This window comes from Ruegeria sp. BHSA123 (assembly GCF_059613425.1).
Genome location: NZ_JBXWSL010000053.1, coordinates 1 through 17,139 on the forward strand (window position 1 = coordinate 1; position 17,139 = coordinate 17,139).

The 17,139-nt window shown below is 57.8% G+C and carries 16 protein-coding genes; 9 read left to right on the forward strand and 7 right to left on the reverse strand.

The genetic code is table 11. The features are described from left to right. Window positions 1-1,114, forward strand: a 1,114-nt coding sequence (locus AC2FNC_RS16915; RefSeq protein WP_496716017.1) for a U32 family peptidase, incomplete at its 5' end; no start/stop codon positions are given. Here the strand turns inward: AC2FNC_RS16915 and AC2FNC_RS16920 are convergent. From AC2FNC_RS16920 to AC2FNC_RS16945, 6 genes are all read right to left on the reverse strand, one after another. Next, window positions 1,111-1,731 carry a cytochrome P460 family protein gene (locus AC2FNC_RS16920; RefSeq protein WP_480493906.1) on the reverse strand — a complete coding sequence of 207 codons (621 nt, stop codon included), beginning with the start codon at window positions 1,729-1,731 and terminating at the stop codon, window positions 1,111-1,113. The genes AC2FNC_RS16915 and AC2FNC_RS16920 overlap by 4 nt on opposite strands. 286 nt (window positions 1,732-2,017) lie before the next feature. After that, complete coding sequence (gene rlmN / locus AC2FNC_RS16925; RefSeq protein ID WP_480493907.1) at window positions 2,018-3,205, reverse strand: dual-specificity RNA methyltransferase RlmN; 1,188 nt, start codon at window positions 3,203-3,205, stop codon at window positions 2,018-2,020. A 93-nt stretch (window positions 3,206-3,298) separates the two neighbouring features. Further along, window positions 3,299-3,676 carry a lysozyme inhibitor LprI family protein gene (locus AC2FNC_RS16930; RefSeq protein ID WP_480474203.1) on the reverse strand — a complete coding sequence of 126 codons (378 nt, stop codon included), beginning with the start codon at window positions 3,674-3,676 and terminating at the stop codon, window positions 3,299-3,301. Between the two features lie 108 nt (window positions 3,677-3,784). Then, on the reverse strand, window positions 3,785-3,952 hold the full coding sequence (locus AC2FNC_RS16935) for a hypothetical protein (RefSeq protein WP_480517927.1): 168 nt from the start codon (window positions 3,950-3,952) through the stop codon (window positions 3,785-3,787). Between the two features lie 555 nt (window positions 3,953-4,507). Next, window positions 4,508-5,875: a sensor histidine kinase gene (locus tag AC2FNC_RS16940; protein WP_480554984.1), complete on the reverse strand. Its 1,368-nt coding sequence runs from the start codon at window positions 5,873-5,875 to the stop codon at window positions 4,508-4,510. Then, a complete protein-coding gene (locus tag AC2FNC_RS16945; protein ID WP_480505559.1) occupies window positions 5,872-6,540 on the reverse strand; it encodes a response regulator transcription factor in 669 nt (222 codons plus the stop codon). Before AC2FNC_RS16945 ends, AC2FNC_RS16940 begins: the two co-directional genes overlap by 4 nt. 139 nt (window positions 6,541-6,679) lie before the next feature. Here AC2FNC_RS16945 and AC2FNC_RS16950 point away from each other — a divergent pair, with 139 nt between their 5' ends. The 5 genes from AC2FNC_RS16950 to AC2FNC_RS16970 all read left to right on the forward strand — a co-directional run bounded on the left by AC2FNC_RS16950 (window position 6,680) and on the right by AC2FNC_RS16970 (window position 12,237). Then, complete coding sequence (locus AC2FNC_RS16950; protein ID WP_480554983.1) at window positions 6,680-7,768, forward strand: tricarboxylate transporter; 1,089 nt, start codon at window positions 6,680-6,682, stop codon at window positions 7,766-7,768. A 74-nt stretch (window positions 7,769-7,842) separates the two neighbouring features. Then, on the forward strand, window positions 7,843-9,873 hold the full coding sequence (locus AC2FNC_RS16955) for a tripartite tricarboxylate transporter permease (RefSeq protein ID WP_480554981.1): 2,031 nt from the start codon (window positions 7,843-7,845) through the stop codon (window positions 9,871-9,873). A gap of 10 nt (window positions 9,874-9,883) precedes the next feature. Then, window positions 9,884-10,972, forward strand: coding sequence for a 4-oxalomesaconate tautomerase (locus tag AC2FNC_RS16960; RefSeq protein ID WP_496716019.1), 1,089 nt, complete (start codon window positions 9,884-9,886; stop codon window positions 10,970-10,972). 51 nt (window positions 10,973-11,023) lie between these two features. Continuing rightward, on the forward strand, window positions 11,024-11,260 hold the full coding sequence (locus AC2FNC_RS16965; protein WP_480487414.1) for a hypothetical protein: 237 nt from the start codon (window positions 11,024-11,026) through the stop codon (window positions 11,258-11,260). Further along, entirely contained in the window at window positions 11,257-12,237 is a 981-nt protein-coding gene (locus tag AC2FNC_RS16970) for a D-2-hydroxyacid dehydrogenase family protein (RefSeq protein ID WP_480554978.1), read from the forward strand. The genes AC2FNC_RS16965 and AC2FNC_RS16970 overlap by 4 nt, the downstream gene beginning before the upstream one ends. Here AC2FNC_RS16970 and AC2FNC_RS16975 read toward each other — a convergent pair. Next, window positions 12,206-13,270, reverse strand: a complete 1,065-nt coding sequence (locus AC2FNC_RS16975) for an AbrB family transcriptional regulator (protein ID WP_480487417.1) — start codon at window positions 13,268-13,270, stop codon at window positions 12,206-12,208. The two genes, AC2FNC_RS16970 and AC2FNC_RS16975, sit on opposite strands and share 32 nt — an antisense overlap. A gap of 78 nt (window positions 13,271-13,348) precedes the next feature. Here AC2FNC_RS16975 and AC2FNC_RS16980 point away from each other — a divergent pair, with 78 nt between their 5' ends. Genes AC2FNC_RS16980 through tcuB form a run of 3 tightly spaced genes read left to right on the forward strand, consistent with a single transcriptional unit; the run spans window position 13,349 to window position 16,504 of the window. Next, the gene (locus tag AC2FNC_RS16980) at window positions 13,349-14,029 is read left to right on the forward strand and encodes a GntR family transcriptional regulator (RefSeq protein WP_480484186.1); all 681 of its coding nucleotides are present in this window, start codon (window positions 13,349-13,351) and stop codon (window positions 14,027-14,029) included. 11 nt (window positions 14,030-14,040) lie between these two features. Continuing rightward, window positions 14,041-15,435 (forward strand): FAD-dependent tricarballylate dehydrogenase TcuA, encoded by a 1,395-nt coding sequence (gene tcuA / locus AC2FNC_RS16985; RefSeq protein ID WP_496716022.1) that lies wholly within the window; start codon window positions 14,041-14,043, stop codon window positions 15,433-15,435. Continuing rightward, window positions 15,425-16,504 (forward strand): tricarballylate utilization 4Fe-4S protein TcuB, encoded by a 1,080-nt coding sequence (tcuB, locus tag AC2FNC_RS16990; RefSeq protein ID WP_496716023.1) that lies wholly within the window; start codon window positions 15,425-15,427, stop codon window positions 16,502-16,504. Before tcuA ends, tcuB begins: the two co-directional genes overlap by 11 nt. Window positions 16,505-17,139: the final 635 nt, after the last annotated feature.

Genomic DNA, 17,139 nt, shown 5'->3' on the forward strand with positions numbered 1-17,139 from the left:
TTTCATGGCCGAACGCGGGGCCAACCAGGGCAACTGCGCCAATTCCTGCCGCTGGAACTACGGTCTGAAACTGCGCCTCAAGGATGGTACGCATCAGGAATTGCGTATCACCGAAGAAAACGCCGACCTGTTCGAATTCCTGCTGGAAGAAGGCTGTCGCCCCGGTGACCTGATGCCCGTCGAAGAGGATGATCGCGGCTCGTACATCCTAAACTCACGCGACCTCTGCATCATGCCGAAGCTGGACGAGTACCTGAAAATCGGTGTCGACAGCCTCAAGGTCGAAGGGCGCGGCAAATCGGAATACTACGCCGCGATCGTCGCGCGGGCCTATCGTATGGCCATCGATGACTATTTCGCGGATCCCGAAAACTGGGACCCCAAGCCTTACATGCGCGAGCTCGAAACCGTCGGAAATCGCGGCTATACGCTGGCCTTTCACGAGGGTCGGCTGACAAACTATGCACATGATTACGAACACACGGCCTCGATCTCGCAATGGGAATATGCCGGGATCGTCACCGAAGTGACCGAGGATGCCTTTCTGGTTGAGGTGAAGAACAAGCTGGAACCGGGTGATGTGCTGGATTTCGTCTCGCCAGTCGCACGCGACACGGTTCTGCTGCGGGTCTATGATTTCGAATGCGCCCATGATGGCGCACGGTTGGACGTGGTTCATGGCAGCACAAAAACCATCATCCGGTTGCCTTTCACCCTGTTTGATCACGAGGATATCGACGATCTGCGCGCCCGTTTTCCGGTCTATTCAGTGCTGCGCAAGGAACGCGCCCTGACCGACGAACACTGGAGCCGCATTCGCTTTGACAAGCTCGTGCAGGGATTGGAAACCTCCGGTCGCGACAATTCAACAGCTTATGCACGCCGTCGCGATGATCTGGTTGAAAAGATTGGCGAAGACGGTAACGAACGCCGGTTCAAGACAAACCGCATCGGCACGGAAGGATGCTGCGGCAAGGGCTGCAACGGATGCCTGATCTTCTGGCAGGATGACAAATACGCGTTGGCCCGCGAGGTACTGTCCAAACGAAAACAAGGCGAACAGCTCAGCCGCCGTGAGGCGACAGAACTCAAGCTGCCGGGTGAACCGGCTTAGTTTCCCACCCGATATTCTTCGGGGATAAAGAACGTATAGTCGCGATCCGCCACTTGCTCGTGACAGACATGGCAGTACGCGACCTCACTGGCGCGGTCCCCCATAGTATCCCCGAACACCGACCCGTCCGGCAGCACCATTATATAACGCCAGTCAGCGGTGATCGGGCTGGTACCGTCTGGCAATTTTTCCATTATGAACATGGCGCCTGGATGTATGTGACCTTCATCGGTCACCGTCATGCTGTCCTTGGCAAGCACCGATCCCATGGGAAGTTTTTCGCCTTGCTGCAATGTCCCGTAGTTATGTGCCATTCGGTTGGCATACGAGTTTACGTAACGCTGCCCGTGCGTGGCCGAGATATAAGGCGCGTCGTTAAAAAGCGGCCAGCTTTGGTAGTTGAGGATCAGATCCAGTTGCGCCGCGGCATACCCCCGTGCCATGCGACGGCTTAGTGAATGGTAGTGGGCCGCGGCCTCATCCTTGCTCAGCTCTGCCGGATTTTCGATCGCGATATGAGCGTTGTGACCATCCGCCGTTGCCAGTCCTGAAGAAATCAGAAGTATCGCGCACGCAATGGCTTTGTGCTGGAGAATTATTCGTAGATAGGAGTCCATTATTACGACCCACCTGAAAATCAGTTCGCCTGAGCGCCACGTGACGACAGAGTTCTTATTCTAGCGGCTCTGGGATCTCTTACCAGCTCAGGTCCCAGAATCTCACCGCCTTGTGCTTCGATTTGAACCTGCATCCTGCGGCATTGAATCTTTAAAATATAGCAAATTATGCATATTGAATCAGTATCTGAAACATTAAGTTTACAGGCACACTTCATGCGTGCAGGCGGTCATTTTGGACAATCAAAGCACGACCACCCAATCCATGATGAACCCGACAGAAAAACTACCGGGTTAAACCGGCTTCGGACTCAATCTGTTTGCGCGATTTGCGGGCACGTTCGGTTGCCGATTTCAACTGGCCGCACGCCGCCATGATATCCTCGCCCCGTGTCTTGCGAATGGGAGAGGCGTAGCCTGCCTGATAGATGATGTTGGCAAAAGCGCGGATGCGGTTGTTCGAGCTGCGCTTGTACGGTGCACCGGGCCATTCGTTGAACGGGATTAGGTTGATCTTGGCCGGAATCTTGTGGTGCTTGATATGGTCGATCAAACGATGGGCATCCTCGTCACTGTCATTCACACCGTCCAGCATCACGTATTCGAACGTGATCCGCTCGGAGTTCGAGGCATTGGGATAGCTGGCCAGCGCCTGCAACAACTCATTGATATTCCAGCGCTTATTGATCGGGACCAGAACGTCGCGGGTTTCATCCGTGGTTGCATGGAACGAGATCGCCAGCAGACAGCCGATTTCCTCGGCGGTGCGTGCAATTTCGGGTACCACTCCGCTGGTCGACAGCGTGATGCGGCGGCGCGACAGGGATATCCCCTCGGGGTCCATCGCGATCTTCATCGCGTCGCGGACGTTTTCGAAATTGTAAAGCGGCTCACCCATTCCCATCAGAACGATGTTCGACAGAAGGCGCGTTTCATCCTTTGGTGCACCAGGGGTCGGCCATTCGTCAAGATCGTCGCGCGCCATCATGATCTGCCCGACAATTTCGGCAGATGTTAAATTACGTACAAGTTTCTGGGTGCCGGTATGACAAAACGAACATGTCAGTGTACATCCGACCTGAGACGATATGCACAGCGTTCCGCGATCTTCCTCGGGGATGTAGACCACCTCGACCTCGTGCCCACCCGCGATCCGGCACAGATATTTGCGGGTGCCGTCCTCGGACACCTGTCGGGTCACGACCTCAGGGATCTCGACCACAAAGTTTTCGGTAAGTTGCGCACGGTACGCTTTGGCGAGATTCGTCATCTGGGAAAAATCGCGCACGCCCCATTGATAGATCCACTGCCAGATCTGACCGGTGCGCATCTTTGCCTGCTTTTCAGGCGTACCATGTTCGATCAGGACCTCGCGCAAACGGTCGCGGGTGAGACCGACAAGGTTCACCTTCCCCTCGGGCAATTTACGAGGGAGAGTCATGACGTCTTGAGTGATCGGCGCTTTGGGCGACATTGTGGTACCTGCTGAGGCGTATCTTCAAGGATTCTGGCTTGGGATGCGCCTCTATATAGGAACCTGTGCAAAGATCAAAAGGAATTGTTTCAGTCAGTCTGCAAAACTCAACAGTTCTTCAACGCGTGCCCGCCCTAAATTCACTCGGCATGATGTGATTGCGATACCTGTACCCGATCCGCCACCAAACGACGCACCGACGGCGGTGCAATGCGTATCGCGATAGGTTTCCCAGGCTTGTTGCGCCGCTATGAGGGCAGGTTCAGCCACTATCCGCCCGGTGACCTCATCCAGCTCCTTGGCAGATTGTACCGCCAAATCAAAACTCACCTGCAGCGCACGCGACACCCGTGTTTCCATCTCTCCGACGCAGGATCCGATTTCGACTTGTGATCCGGCGTCGGAACATTCCAACGCCGGGTCGGCGGTTGCAGTGGCTGGCAAAAGCAGTGCAATCAAGATCAGACGCATGGCCGCCTCATTCATCTATTCAGCAGGGGTCAGGCCAGAGTAACATGTTTTGCCAGAAAGGTTTAGATGCAGGTTGGCCCCCTGAATCAACGGAAATGCGGTTCCGCGTCAGACACCCGCGGGTGGGACATAGCAATCTTCGGCATCCAGGGTCTTGACAGGATCGTTCGGTCCGCATTGTTCGCCGGTTACGGGATAAGTCTGGCCCTTGTTTTCACAGGCGCTCAGCAGCATGGCTGATATCATCATCAGCGCAGCAAGAGATTTGTTCAGCATGGTGGCAACTCCTTGGTTTCTCTTGAACTGATTAGTTCAGAAACCGTCAAAGCTCACTTTGACACGGATCAAGTAAACGCGTTGATCCTGCGTAAAGTTACAACCCACGCTCTAGAGGGAATTACAGTACTGGTCCACGTTGTGATTGAGTTCTGCGGTGTTGAAGGTTCCCCATCTCAGAGGGTTTAAACATAGCTACGACGGAAGCGCTTGTGTGGCATACTGTTTGAATGTGGAGCGTACCGAAAGCGGCGCTTGGTGATACTGCATCCTGACAGGCACGAATAAGAAAAGGCTTACGCAGACCGGTCAACATCGCAGTCTTGGCCTTCAACTCGCCGCGCACAACGCGAGCGGATTGGGTTGATATGCGAACGATCAGTGACCGCAACGCGGGACCAAGCGCCATTTCGCTGCAAAAGGCTTCAAAGTCCGGTGAAGACGTATCAAGACCACCGTGCCCGGCACCTGGGGTGGAAACCGGTCATTCGCTGTAATCGAAAAACTCTCTTTGATTGTGACAGGTTTCGGGTTCCGAGCAGAAATTGAAACAAACTACAGGGCTATGGGAAGCTGAAGCGTGACGCTTGCTCCTTTTTCGACTTGGTTGATCGCGGCCACTCCTCCGTGGCGCTTCGCTACAGCTGAGACAATCGACAACCCTAAACCGCTGCCTTCGGAATATTCCAGCTGCGAAAATCGACTGAAAACGGCTTCGCTTTGTTCGGGTGAAAGGCCGGTTCCGTCATCGGATACGGTAAGCTTTACGTTCTCGCCATCAGAGCGCAGCGCGACTGAAATTTGGCTCAACTTAGTCCCACCGTGCTTAACTGCGTTGTCCAGCAGGTTTTTGATGGCCTCAGTTAAAAAAACCTGATCTCCTGAAACCGGAATTGTCGAGTCCGGCATCGTAACATCAAACTCGATCCCTTTTGCGAGGATCTGTACACCCATGTCAGCGCAGGCTTCTTCCACAACCGCACGGAAATCAATCTTGTCCATCTGATCCTGATGCGTAGGTTGCCGCAACCGCTCCAACGACAATAGCTGCTCGGCCACCGTGGCGGAGTTTTTCGCTGCCGACACAAGCTCGATAATCCGTTTGTCCTTGTCCTCATCCGATCTTGCGTCCCGCAACGCCTCGGCCATGGACTGGACCGCTGCCGCCGGATTTCGCAGCTGGTGCGCGGCTTCTGAGATAAACACCTGATGGGCGTTGATGCTGTGCTCGACCTGTCCAAACAGCCGGTTCAGGGTCTGAACAATACCATAAACCTCGACCGGGACCGGGCGTTTGATTTCGCTCAGGTCGTCAGGTGAGCGTAGGTCGATCGCATCCTGCAAATCCAGCAAGGGCCGCAACCCGCGTGCGACCCCGAACCACACGACAACAGCAAGGGTGGCCAGCAAGATACCCATCAGGATCGCCGCGCGGATCGACAGTTCGTTGGCAAAGGCGTTGCGATCGGCAACGCGTTGCCAAGCTGTTACTGTCGCATCGCCCACCAGGTTATCAAGTGTGACGCGCTCGGTCATTTTCAGTACGCGCACCGGCTCATCCCGATAGATCGCCTCGAAAAACCTCGGCTGGTACGCGTCTTGCTCAGACGGGTTTGCAGCGGCCGGAGGGTATGCATACCCTGTGACGTAGATGCCACCGGGTCCGGTCACGTGATAAAAAATCTCTCCGCCCGATGCGTCGCGGATCAAGCTGCGCGTGGTGGGCGACAGGGCATCGCCTTCTGACACCGCCACATCGCGAGAAATGGCCAGACCGGCGGACAATAGGCTGTCGTCAAAAAGCTCCTGTGCCGTTTGTTGAGCAACCGTGTAGCGCCAGTATCCAAGCAGGATTGCGAGCAGCACCAATGGCGTCAGGATCAGAATGAAAAGCCTGAGCCTGAGTGAGCCGTGCCGGATCACTTCTGCACCTCTAGCAGATATCCAAGGCCACGGGCGGTCTTGATCCGGATGCCAAGGTTCTGAAGGCGTTTTCGCAGTCGTGACACATGCGGCTCGACGGCCGAATCGTCGACATCGGCTCCCACGCCGTAGACGTAGTCGATCAACTGACTTTTGGGGACGATCCTGCCGCGACGTTCCAGCAGGCATTCAAGCACAGCCATTTCCCGACGCGGCACATCGAGAACTTGGCCCTTTGCGCTCACCTGCCGGGCGGTGCGGTCGAATTCCAGGTCTCCGATCGTTTCGCGCGCACCGTAATCCAGTTGTTTGCGGCGGGACAGGGCACGGATGCGGGCCTCGAGTTCATCCATCTCGAAGGGTTTCACTAAGTAATCGTCGGCGCCCATATCCAGACCCGAAACGCGGTCGCTGGTCTCGGTGCGCGCGGTCAGCAGGATGACGGGCGCGCTGTCACCCCGGTTGCGAAGGGACCGCAAAATCTCAAGCCCAGACCGACCCGGCAGGTTGATGTCCAGAACGATCAGATCTGCGCCTTCTTGCTCCAGATACAAATCGGCCGCGCCGCCATCTGTCAGCACGTCAGCGGCATGGCCCCGATCCCGCAGGCGATAGGCAATGGCGTTGGCAAGGGTCTCATTATCCTCGACGATGACGATCCGCATCAGGTCTCCCGCAAGTTTCGCGCAAGGTTGGCGCCCCATGATTGCCAGATGGGAGGGGGAATCAACCCCGCAGTTCTAATTGCAATCACGGTGGCGCGGAGGGCGCCGACGTGGTTGTCTGGTCAACAGGGAGGAACCAATGGCCATTTCCAACTTCACTCGTCGTGCCGTCGTGGGGCTGATCGCCGCTGCCGGATTCGCTGCACCTGCCGCTGCCGAGGTCGATTTCTCGGGCAAGACCATCGAATGGGTCATTCCGTTCTCGGAAACGGGCGGGTCGGCTAAATGGGCCAACTTCTTCGCGCCACTATTATCCGAGGCATTGCCCGGTCAGCCGACTGTGGTGGTCAAGTTCATGCCGGGCGCGGGATCAACCAAAGGCGCGAACTGGTTTCAGGAAAAAAGCCATGATGACGGTACCCTGTTGTTTGGCACGTCCGGGTCTACTCAGTTCCCGTATCTGCTGAGCGATCCCCGCGTACGCTATGAATACAACGATTGGATTCCGGTAATGGCATCTGGAACGGGTGGTGTTGCGTATCTGAACGCCGAGGACGGAGCCAAGTTTGACGGCTCTGCCAATGCGCTGAAGGACACCAATTTCATCTACGGCTCGCAGGGTGCAACCCGTTTGGACCTTGTGCCTCTGCTGGCCTGGCAGATGTTGGGTATGAATGTGGAACCGGTATTTGGGATCAAAGGCCGCGGGGATGGTCGGCTGATGTTTGAACGTGGTGAAGCCAATATAGATTACCAGACGTCCTCGGGCTATCTGGGTGGTTCGGTCCCGCTGGTCGAAGCCGGTCAGGCCGTTCCCATGATGACTTGGGGCGCATTGGATGCTGATGGCAATATCGTTCGTGACCCGACCTTCCCGGACATTCCGACTTTCAAGGAGGTCTGCGAGGCCACCGATGGCTGCGAAACCAGTGGTGAGGCATGGGACGCATGGAAAGCCTTCTTCGTGGCAGGTTTCCCGGTTCAAAAGCTGGCCTTCCTGCCCGGTGACACGCCGCAAGAGGTCGTCGACGCCTATACCGCAGCGTTTCAAGCAGTGACCGAGCGGGGTGATTTTGCTGATATCTCCTCGAAGCACGTCGGCAAGTATCCGGTGTTCGTCGGCGACGGCTCGAAATCTGCTCTGCAGACGGCGACCAATGTGGATGACAATGCCAAGCAATACGTCCTGAACTGGCTGAAAGAGGCCTACGGCGTCGAGCTGAACTAAGCTGACACGTCGTCGCGCCCAACGAAGGGCGCGCGTTTCTCTACATACAAAACAGTTTATGAAAGGCGGCCGCTATGGAGGTTTTCGCCACCGCTCTACCTGCGCTTGGTGACGCGTGGGGTTTGATCCTGCAACCCATCGTTCTGGGGTATCTCATTCTCGGCGTCGTCATGGGGCTGGCTGTGGGCGTCTTTCCGGGGCTTGGCGGTATTGCCGGTCTGTCCCTGCTGTTGCCTTTCATGTTCGGAATGGACCCGATCCTTGGTCTGGCGCTGATGATCGGGATGGTCGCGGTGGTGCCGACCTCGGACACGTTTGCGTCCGTCTTGATGGGCATCCCCGGCAGTTCTGCTTCGCAGGCCACCGTGCTGGACGGCTTTCCGATGGCGAAAAAGGGCGAGGCTGCACGGGCCTTGTCAGCAGCCTTTTCCTCGTCCCTATTCGGAGGGCTCGTCGGCGCGACCTTCCTGACCATGTTCATACTTATCGCGCGACCCATCGTTCTGGCCTTCGGCCTGCCCGAGATGTTGATGATCACAATTCTCGGCCTGTCGATGGTCGCCATTTTGGCCGGGCGGATCCCGCTGAAAGGAGTCGCCGCCGCCGGTCTGGGCCTGATGGTCGGCACGATTGGTGAGGCGGATGCAGGCGGTTCGCTGCGCATGGCAACTTACGACATTCCTTATCTGACGGACGGTTTGAAGCTGGTCATCGTTGGCCTGGGTATCTTTGCGGTGCCCGAGATCGTATCGCTGCTGCGTCAAGATCGGTCGATTGCCAAGGGGGCCTCACTGGGCGCCGGTTGGCTGGACGGCGTCAAAGACTGGTTCGCAAATATATGGCTGTCGGTGCGTTGTTCGATCATTGGCGTGATTGTTGGAGTCATTCCCGGCCTCGGCGGCTCGGTTGTCGACTGGATCGCCTACGGTCACTCGGTGCAATCCACCAAGGACAAGAGCAATTTCGGCAAAGGCGAAGTGCGCGGCGTCATCGGCCCGGAAAGCTCGAACAACGCCAAAGAGGGTGGAGGGCTGGTGCCAACTCTGCTGTTTGGCATCCCTGGTTCAGGCTCGATGGCGATCTTCATCGGCGCGGTGGCTTTGCTGGGGTCAGGCGATATCGAGGTCGGTCCGAGCATGCTCAAGGACAATCTCGACATCACCTATTCGATCGTCTGGCTGCTGGCGTTGGCCAACGTCGTCGGGACCATCCTGTGCATCGCGGCATCGGGCGGGATCGCCAAGCTTACCACGATCCGCTTCACCTATCTGGCGCCGTTCCTGTTCATGTTGATCAGCTTTGCGGCGTTCCAATCCGGCCAAAACTTCGAAGACTTGCTGGCCCTGTTCGTGATCGGCCTGATCGGCATCTTTTTACGCCGTTTCGACTGGTCGCGCCCGGCCTTCCTGATCGGTTTCGTTCTGTCGAACCCGGTTGAGAAGTTCACCAATCAGGCGTTCCAGATCGCCTCATTCCGGTTCCGCAAAAGCTTTGGCGAGGGGATGGAATATGTCTTCAGCCCTATCGTCATCGTGCTGATCGTGGTCACGGTTGTTTCGGTCATTCTGGGTATCCGGCAGGCCAAGATGATCATGGCCGAGGGTGATGTTCAGGCCGGTACCAAACGCGCACCGCTTATCTTTCTGCTGGTGATCATGGCCTATCTGATCGTCGCATTGGTCAACGCCAACATGATCCCCGACTACAATATGACCGACAAGATCATCCCGCTGGTTATCGGCAGCGTCTCGCTATTCTGTTGCGTGATCCTTCTGATCCAGATGATGCGACGTCCCGAAGGCGACGTGATCTTTTCCGACAAGGAAATCGCCGGTGAAGACGCCAGCGCACCCCACGGTCTGTGGTCCACTCTGGCGTGGTTCGCCAGTTTGATCGCGGCCACGTGGGTGGTGGGCTTCATCCTCGCCCTGATAGGGTTCCTGATCGCCTTTCTCCGTATCCGCGCCGGGTCCAGCTGGCAGATGACTCTGATCCTGACCGCCTGCGGCATCGGTTTCATGTGCCTGATGGCGGGCGCTCTGAACCGCGATTTCCCGCCAGGTCTGTTGCAGGACATGGTCAGCCTGCCCTGGCCGTTGAAGTGAGGGGTTCAAAATGACTCAAACCGCAATCCCTTATATCTTGATGCGTGGCGGCACGTCGAAAGGCCCGTATTTCCGCCGCTCGGATTTGCCTGAGGATCTGGACGCGCTGGCCGAGGTGCTGATCGCCGCTCTTGGGTCCGGGCAGTCGCTGAACATCGACGGCATCGGCGGCGGCGCGGCGGTGTCCACAAAGGTCGCGATGCTGTCGGTCGGCGAGGATGACTGGGCCGATATCGACTATTTCTTCGCGCAGGTCTCGGTCGAGGACAAGCTGGTCGATTTCAAACCCACTTGCGGCAATATCCTGTCTGGCGTTGCCCCTGCTGCCATCGAGATGGGCTTGTTCAAACCGCAGGGTGATGAAACTGAAGTTCGCATTCGGGCCGTCAACACTGGGGCTCGGATCGTGGCCAAGGTGAATACACCCGGGGGCGAATTGACCTATGAGGGTGATGCGGAGATCGCCGGCGTTCCCGGTCATTCAGCGCCGGTGCAGTTGAGTTTCATGGGCGTGGTGGGCTCGGCCACCGGAGCGTTCCTGCCTACGGGCAACCTGCGCGATGCAGTTCAGGGCGTCGAACTGACCTGCATGGATGTCGCTATGCCGATGGCTATCGCCCGCGCCACAGACTTCGGATTGACGGGCTATGAGAGCGCCAATGAGCTGGACGCAAACCGCGCGTTCTTTGACCGGATGGAGGCCGTTAGGATCGAAGCAGGGCAGCGGATGGGTATGGGGGATGTGTCCAAATCGGTCACCCCTAAGTTCGGCCTTGTTGCTCCGGCCAGAGAAGGCGGAACGCTCGCAGTGCGGTATTTCATGCCGTGGAAAACCCACCCGACCATGGCGGTCACCGGCGCGCAATGCATGGCGTCTTGCGCTTTGACTCCCGGAACCGTCGCCGACGGTTTGCTGGATCGCCCCACGAACAGCCCGGCTGAAGTCGTTCTGGAACACGCCTCGGGCAATATCGACGTGTTAGTGGATTTTTCCACCACCGACGGGTTCACAGTGAACGCGGCGGGTTTGGTGCGGACCGCGCGCAAGTTGGCGGACGGGCATGTTTATGTGCCTGAGTCTGTTTGGAACGGGAGTTGATCAAGTGCAACCCAAATAGTATACTATTGTATACATAGTGGGAGGGACACGATGGACAACTACTCGGAATGCCTCGATATCGCGCGTCAGGAACTCATGTTGGCGCAGTCGGCCCTACGGCGGGACATCGCGGACTACCCGACACCGATTGCTGGCTGCGATGAGCAGTTCAACCATCTGCTGGATCAAAGCGAACGGGTCCGCAATGCACTTTCCGCTCTCAACACATGTCATTTTGTGCCGACGCCAAGAAAACTGAACACCGAGCAGGGTATAGAAAGCCGATGAAGGTCCACATTCTTGATGACTGGTTTGACACGCTGCGTGGCCTGCCTTGTTTTGAGAAACTCACCGGTCATGAGGTGACGTTATGGACGGATCATGTCGAAGAAACTGACACTCTGGCCGAACGACTGCATGACGCGGAGGTGCTTGTCCTGTTCCGCGAACGTACCAAAGTCACCCGCGCCTTGCTGGAGAAATTACCAAACCTGAAACTTATCAGCCAGCGCAGCGTTTATCCGCATGTCGATGTCGAAGCCTGTACAGATCAAGACGTGCTGCTGTGCTCAAACATGCACGGCGGAACGCCGTCTTATGCTGCAGCTGAACTTACTTGGGCGCTAATCATGGTCGGGATGCGGGATTTGCCCGCACAAATGGCCTCGGTCAAAGCAGGGCACTGGCAGGCGGGCGTGGGCAAGACGCTGCGGGGGCGTCAGTTGGGGCTCTATGGCTATGGCCGCATTGCTCGCGCCATTGCAAGTTATGCCGAGGCCTTTGGGATGAATGTGGTCTGGTGGTCATCCGTAGAAGGCCGGGCGCGTGCGCAGGCGGATGGCGCACAGGTCGCGCCCAGCCGTGAAGCGTTCTTTGGCAGCAGCGATGTTGTCTCGGTCCATGTGCGCTTGAAACCGGATACGCGCGGGATCATCACCGCATCGGATTTCGCACAGATGCAGCCGGAGGCGCTGTTTGTGAACACCTCGCGAGCCGGGCTGATCGCACCTGGTGCTTTGCTTGAGGCGCTGAACGTCGGTCGCCCCGGCAAAGCAGCGATTGATGTGTTTGATTCCGAGCCACTGATTGATCCGACCGACCCGCTTTTGTCACATCCCAACCTGATCGCGACCCCACATATCGGCTTTGTCACTGAAGACGAGTTCGACCTGCAATTCGCGGATATTTTCGATCAGGTGAACGCCTATGCCGAAGGCGCTCCGATCCACATGATCAACCCCGAGGTTTGGACCAACGCAGAATAAGATTCGCGGCGATGGGCGCACCGATGATCACCAGCACGATCCTTGTCAGATGGTGGGTGATCACAAAGCCCAAATCCGCGCCCGAGACGATGGCCAGCACCGTCATCTCTGCCTGCCCACCGGGCGCGAAGGCCAGAAACGCCTCGACAGGTTGGCCCAGTCCCAAGGTGGTGACAACGGCGGTGAAAGTGGCTGCCAGGACGGCAAGGACAATGACATAGGCGAAGCCCGCTGCCACTACCCGGCGTAGTTCGACCCATGTGACACCTACGAATTTCACACCAATTCCGCAGCCAATGAAAAACTGCGCTGCAAGGATGGCCTCGCGAGGCGGTCGGGTATGAATTAAGTCGCCCAGTGACAAGGCGGCTGTAAGGATCATTGGCCCCAGGATTGACGCCCCGAACAGGCCGATCCGCTCCCCGCCTTTCCAGCCGATAATGGCGGCCAGAACCATCAGCGCCAATTCATGTATTGGCAGGTTGTGCGCGGGCTCGCCAATCGGATTGGTGAGTTGGGCATCATAGAACACGGTGAGGAACAAGGGGGCCAACGTCACGATGATCAGCACGCGCGTACCGTGGATCAAGGACAAGGTACGCGGATTGGCCCCCGCCTCAGTGCCAAAGATGATCATGTCTTGCAAACCGCCCGGCATGGCTGCGTAGAAAGCCGTTGTGGAGTCAAAGCCCCAGAATTTGCGAAAGAATGGCACACCTACCAGCGCGATTAGCAGGATGAAGAACGGGATCAGCGCAATTGACGCGGCCATTTTTGGCAATTCAGCAAACAGAGCCGGCGTAATCGATGCCCCTACCGCCACGCCCAGTATAGTGCGGGCGGCAACCGAGACCTGTCCAAAGCCTTCCATCGGTGCGTGCGCAAGAGCTGCAATCAAACATGCGCTCATTGGCCCGAACAGAAAAGGTAGCGGCAGGTTTAGCGCCCAAAATACTCCTGTGCCCAACACCGCCAGGCCGAGCGTGACGGCCCGTTTCGTCAGAAGAGAGGGGGTATCAGTTTGGCTGTGCAAGGTAAGCGTTCCAGCTTCGTTGACTTATAATGTATCCATGTGTATACAACTGGACGCAAGATGACAAGAGAGCCTGCGATGACCCTTCAGGACGACCCGTTACAACCTGGCCCACAAGGCAATTCTGCGTATCAGCGCCTGCTGGGCGAGATTCGCGAGGGCACTCTTTTGCCCGGCGACCGGCTGCGTGAGATTGAGCTGTCTGAACGGTTGGGCGTCAGCCGTACCCCGGTACGCGAGGCGATAAGGCAGTTGGAGGCCGACGGGCTGGTCACGCATGTGCCACGGCAAGGTGCCACCGTGCGCAGTCTGGATTACGCCGAGGTCATGGAACTCTATGAGATGCGCGCCGTGCTTGAAGGGACAGCGGCCCGTCTGGCAGCCCGCGCGGCGTCTGATGTCGAACTGGACGAGCTTGAAGTTCTGAACGACCGGCTGGCCGAGGCGGGTACTGGCCCCGATGCGGCCCAAATCAACAAGATCTTTCACGAAACACTTCTGGATGCGGCCAAGAACCGATTTCTGGCAAAATCCATGTTGTCCTTGCAAAAGGCGCTGTTGATCCTGGGTCCCTCGCAATTGCTGGATAGCGACCGCGCCGAGGCCGCAGTGGCCGAGCATCGGCGCATCATGGCGGCTTTGAAGGCCCGCGATGGCGCAGCGGCCGAGACAGAGATGCGCGCGCATATTCAGGCTGCGCAGCGGATGCGCATCCGCGCGTTGCAGGACCGCGACCGCTCAATCGACGAAAGCCAGTAGGTAGACAGGATATGGCCACCCCAAAGGAAGCTTACGATATCGCTGTGATCGGTGGCGGCAATGCGGCTCTCTGCGCTGCGATGACTGCAGCCGAGGCAGGCGCCCGTGTTCTGATCCTTGAAACGGCGCCAAAACCTTATCGCGGCGGAAACTCACGCCATACGCGCAATTTTCGCTGCATGCATTCGGGCCCGTTGGGTCCGCTCGTCGAGGCGTATAGCGAAGACGAATACCTCTCGGATCTGCTGAAAGTCACCGGTGGAAAAACCGATGAACATCTTGCCCGGTTGGCGATCCGCACGTCGGAAGAATGCCTTCCCTGGATGCAAGAACACGGGGTCCGGTTTCAGCCGTCGCTTTCCGGCACATTGTCATTGGCACAGACCAATGCGTTTTTCATGGGGGGCGGCAAATCTCTGGTGAATGCCTATTACCGCACGGCGGCAGGTTTGGGTGTAGATGTGCTGTACGAAGCCGCCGTCACGCATTTGGAACTGAATGGTGATCGGATCGAGTGGGTCGACTATAGCTATGAAGGCCAGTCTCATCGCATCGCGCCCAAGGCGGTCATCGTTGCCTCCGGCGGCTTTCAGGCCGACACGGATTGGCTCACCCGAGCCTGGGGTGAACCTGCCAAGAACTTCCTGATCCGGGGAACGCCTTACAACCGAGGCGTTGTCCTGTCTGATCTGCTGGACCAAGGAGTAGAAAGCGTTGGCGACCCGACCCAATGCCACGCCGTTGCCATCGACGGGCGCGCGCCGAAATTCGACGGCGGCATCGTCACCCGTCTGGACTGCGTTCCGTTTTCCATCGTCGTGAACAAACATGCCGAGCGGTTCTATGACGAGGGCGAAGACGTCTGGCCCAAACGCTACGCGATCTGGGGCCGTTTGGTGGCGGCGCAGCCGGATCAGGTGGGATATGCCATCATCGACGCCAAATCGCTGAACCTGTTCATGCCGTCCGTGTTCCCTCCGCTAAAGGCGGACACGTTGGACGAATTGGCCGGGATGATGGACCTGCCCGCGGAGAAACTGAAAGCAACCGTCAGCGCATTCAACGCCGCCTGCGGTGACACCAGCGGGTTTCATCCGACCGAACTGGACGGGGTGGCGACCTCGGGCCTGATCCCGCCCAAGACCAACTGGGCGCGCCCAATTACCGAACCGCCGTTTTACGGCTACTCGATGCGGACCGGCGTGACCTTTACCTATCTTGGGTTGAAGGTTGACAAGACAGCCCAGTGCTCGACCCCAAGCGGCAAGATCAAAAACCTTTGGGCGGCCGGGGAAACGATGGCCGGGTCCATCCTTGGGCAAGGCTATCTGGCGGGCTTTGGCATGACCATCGGAACTGTCTTTGGACGCATCGCAGGACGAGAGGCCGCCGCTTATGCAAACTGATCTTATTCAGGAAGCCCGCCGCCAGGCCGAGATCTGCAACGCCTGCCGCTATTGCGAGGGTTATTGCTCGGTCTTCCCGTCGCTGCACGCAGCGCGCGCGTTCTCGGATGGGGACATCACGCAATTGGCCAACCTGTGCCACAACTGCCGGGGCTGTTACTACGCCTGTCAGTACACCGCCCCGCACGCGTTTGACCTGAACCTGCCCAAGGCGCTGGCTGAAGTGCGGCGCGACAGTTGGGAAAGCTTCGCCTGGCCGCAGCCGCTGGCACGCCGGTTCCACACCCATGGCGGAGCCATCGCCCTGGCGTTGGTGGTCGGATTTGCCCTGTTGTTCTGGGCGACCCGCGCCATCGGTTCCAGTGGAGGCGAAGGGTTTTATGCCGTCCTGTCCCACAACACGATGGTCGCGATCTTTGCGCCTGCATTCCTGCTTCCTCTGTTCAGTATCGCCTTCAGCCTGAGGCGCTATTGGGCAGAGGTTGGTGGCAAACCGATCCAGATGTCTGATCTGACGGTTGCGCTCAAACGCGCGGGCAAGATGCAGGATCTGGCCGCAGGCCATGGCGAGGGTTGTAACTTCGAGGACGAAGACCGGTTCAGTCAGGGCCGACGTCACATCCACCACGCTGTTATGTATGGTTTTCTGCTGTGCTTTGCGTCGACCTCGGTGGCGACGATCATGCACTATGTCTTCGGAATGTACGCGCCTTACGGGTTCTGGTCGTTGCCGAAACTGTTCGGGATTTCCGGGGGGCTTCTGCTGACGGTGGGGTGCGGTGCGATGGCGCTGCTCAAGCTAAAGTCAGACCGAGACCTCGGCGATCCGTCGGCCTGGGGCGGGGATATCGGCTTCATCCTGTTGCTCGGGTTTGTGGGGCTCAGCGGGCCGGTTCTTTACGCCCTCGGTTCAACACCTCTGATGCCCGCACTGCTGGCCATCCACCTCGGATCGGTCCTGACCTTCGTCCTGCTGACGCCCTACACAAAAATGGCACACGGCTTCTATCGGCTTGCGGCGCTGGTCCGAGACGCACAACGAAAAAGAGATGCGTCCATGGTCCGTTAACAGCCCGTCGCGTCTGAGTGAGCAGAAAGAACATGCAATAGGATCAAATATGATTGTGAAGAACTCTGCGTTGCGGCACTTCGAGTGGCGGTCAACGTCCGGAATGGGCCGTCCATTGTAGGACCAACGGCAGCGACGCACGCTTCGCACGTATTTGGGCCGACCGCAGCAATTTGCACTCTGGGCTCGCCGCCGCCATTCTCTGCGGTTCGCACCGAATGGCGGTCAGAGCCCACAGCTGCCGTCGACCGAGCTTTGGTCTTTCGCATGTGCGGCACGTAGCCTACCGCACATTCCGGACGTTTAGAACTAGGCGGCAAATGGTAGGTGAGCGGACATTTCCGCCGGTCGCAGATGCGGCAAAATCGGCCTCCGCGCGACGGCCGAATTTCGTAGCTGATCGCCGCACCACAGCGCGATTTCCGGAAAGCGGCCGTTCAAAATAGTCAAAATGGCCGAAATCCAAACCGGACCTTCTCCGCGTCGATTTCGAGCGTCTCATATGCGGATGGGGTGGATGGCGCCTGCAGCCAACCGTCGCGCTTTGCGGCAAACTGCAGAAGACATCTTCTGCAAGGAAAGGAGCCCCACCATGGAAGTCACGACGATAGGATTGGATCTCGGTAAAGACGTCT

Bases quoted from the DNA above. Each gene is read 5' to 3' on its own strand.
- AC2FNC_RS16945 (WP_480505559.1), bottom strand. From the start codon at position 6,540: ATGCGGATCGTCATCGTCGAGGATAATGAGACCCTTGCCAACGCCATT.
- tcuA (WP_496716022.1), top strand. From the start codon at position 14,041: ATGGCCACCCCAAAGGAAGCTTACGATATCGCTGTGATCGGTGGCGGC.
- AC2FNC_RS16960 (WP_496716019.1), top strand. From the start codon at position 9,884: ATGACTCAAACCGCAATCCCTTATATCTTGATGCGTGGCGGCACGTCG.
- AC2FNC_RS16970 (WP_480554978.1), top strand. From the start codon at position 11,257: ATGAAGGTCCACATTCTTGATGACTGGTTTGACACGCTGCGTGGCCTG.
- AC2FNC_RS16920 (WP_480493906.1), bottom strand. From the start codon at position 1,731: ATGGACTCCTATCTACGAATAATTCTCCAGCACAAAGCCATTGCGTGC.
- rlmN (WP_480493907.1), bottom strand. From the start codon at position 3,205: ATGTCGCCCAAAGCGCCGATCACTCAAGACGTCATGACTCTCCCTCGT.
- AC2FNC_RS16930 (WP_480474203.1), bottom strand. From the start codon at position 3,676: ATGCGTCTGATCTTGATTGCACTGCTTTTGCCAGCCACTGCAACCGCC.
- tcuB (WP_496716023.1), top strand. From the start codon at position 15,425: ATGCAAACTGATCTTATTCAGGAAGCCCGCCGCCAGGCCGAGATCTGC.
- AC2FNC_RS16935 (WP_480517927.1), bottom strand. From the start codon at position 3,952: ATGCTGAACAAATCTCTTGCTGCGCTGATGATGATATCAGCCATGCTG.
- AC2FNC_RS16965 (WP_480487414.1), top strand. From the start codon at position 11,024: ATGGACAACTACTCGGAATGCCTCGATATCGCGCGTCAGGAACTCATG.
- AC2FNC_RS16980 (WP_480484186.1), top strand. From the start codon at position 13,349: ATGACCCTTCAGGACGACCCGTTACAACCTGGCCCACAAGGCAATTCT.
- AC2FNC_RS16955 (WP_480554981.1), top strand. From the start codon at position 7,843: ATGGAGGTTTTCGCCACCGCTCTACCTGCGCTTGGTGACGCGTGGGGT.
- AC2FNC_RS16950 (WP_480554983.1), top strand. From the start codon at position 6,680: ATGGCCATTTCCAACTTCACTCGTCGTGCCGTCGTGGGGCTGATCGCC.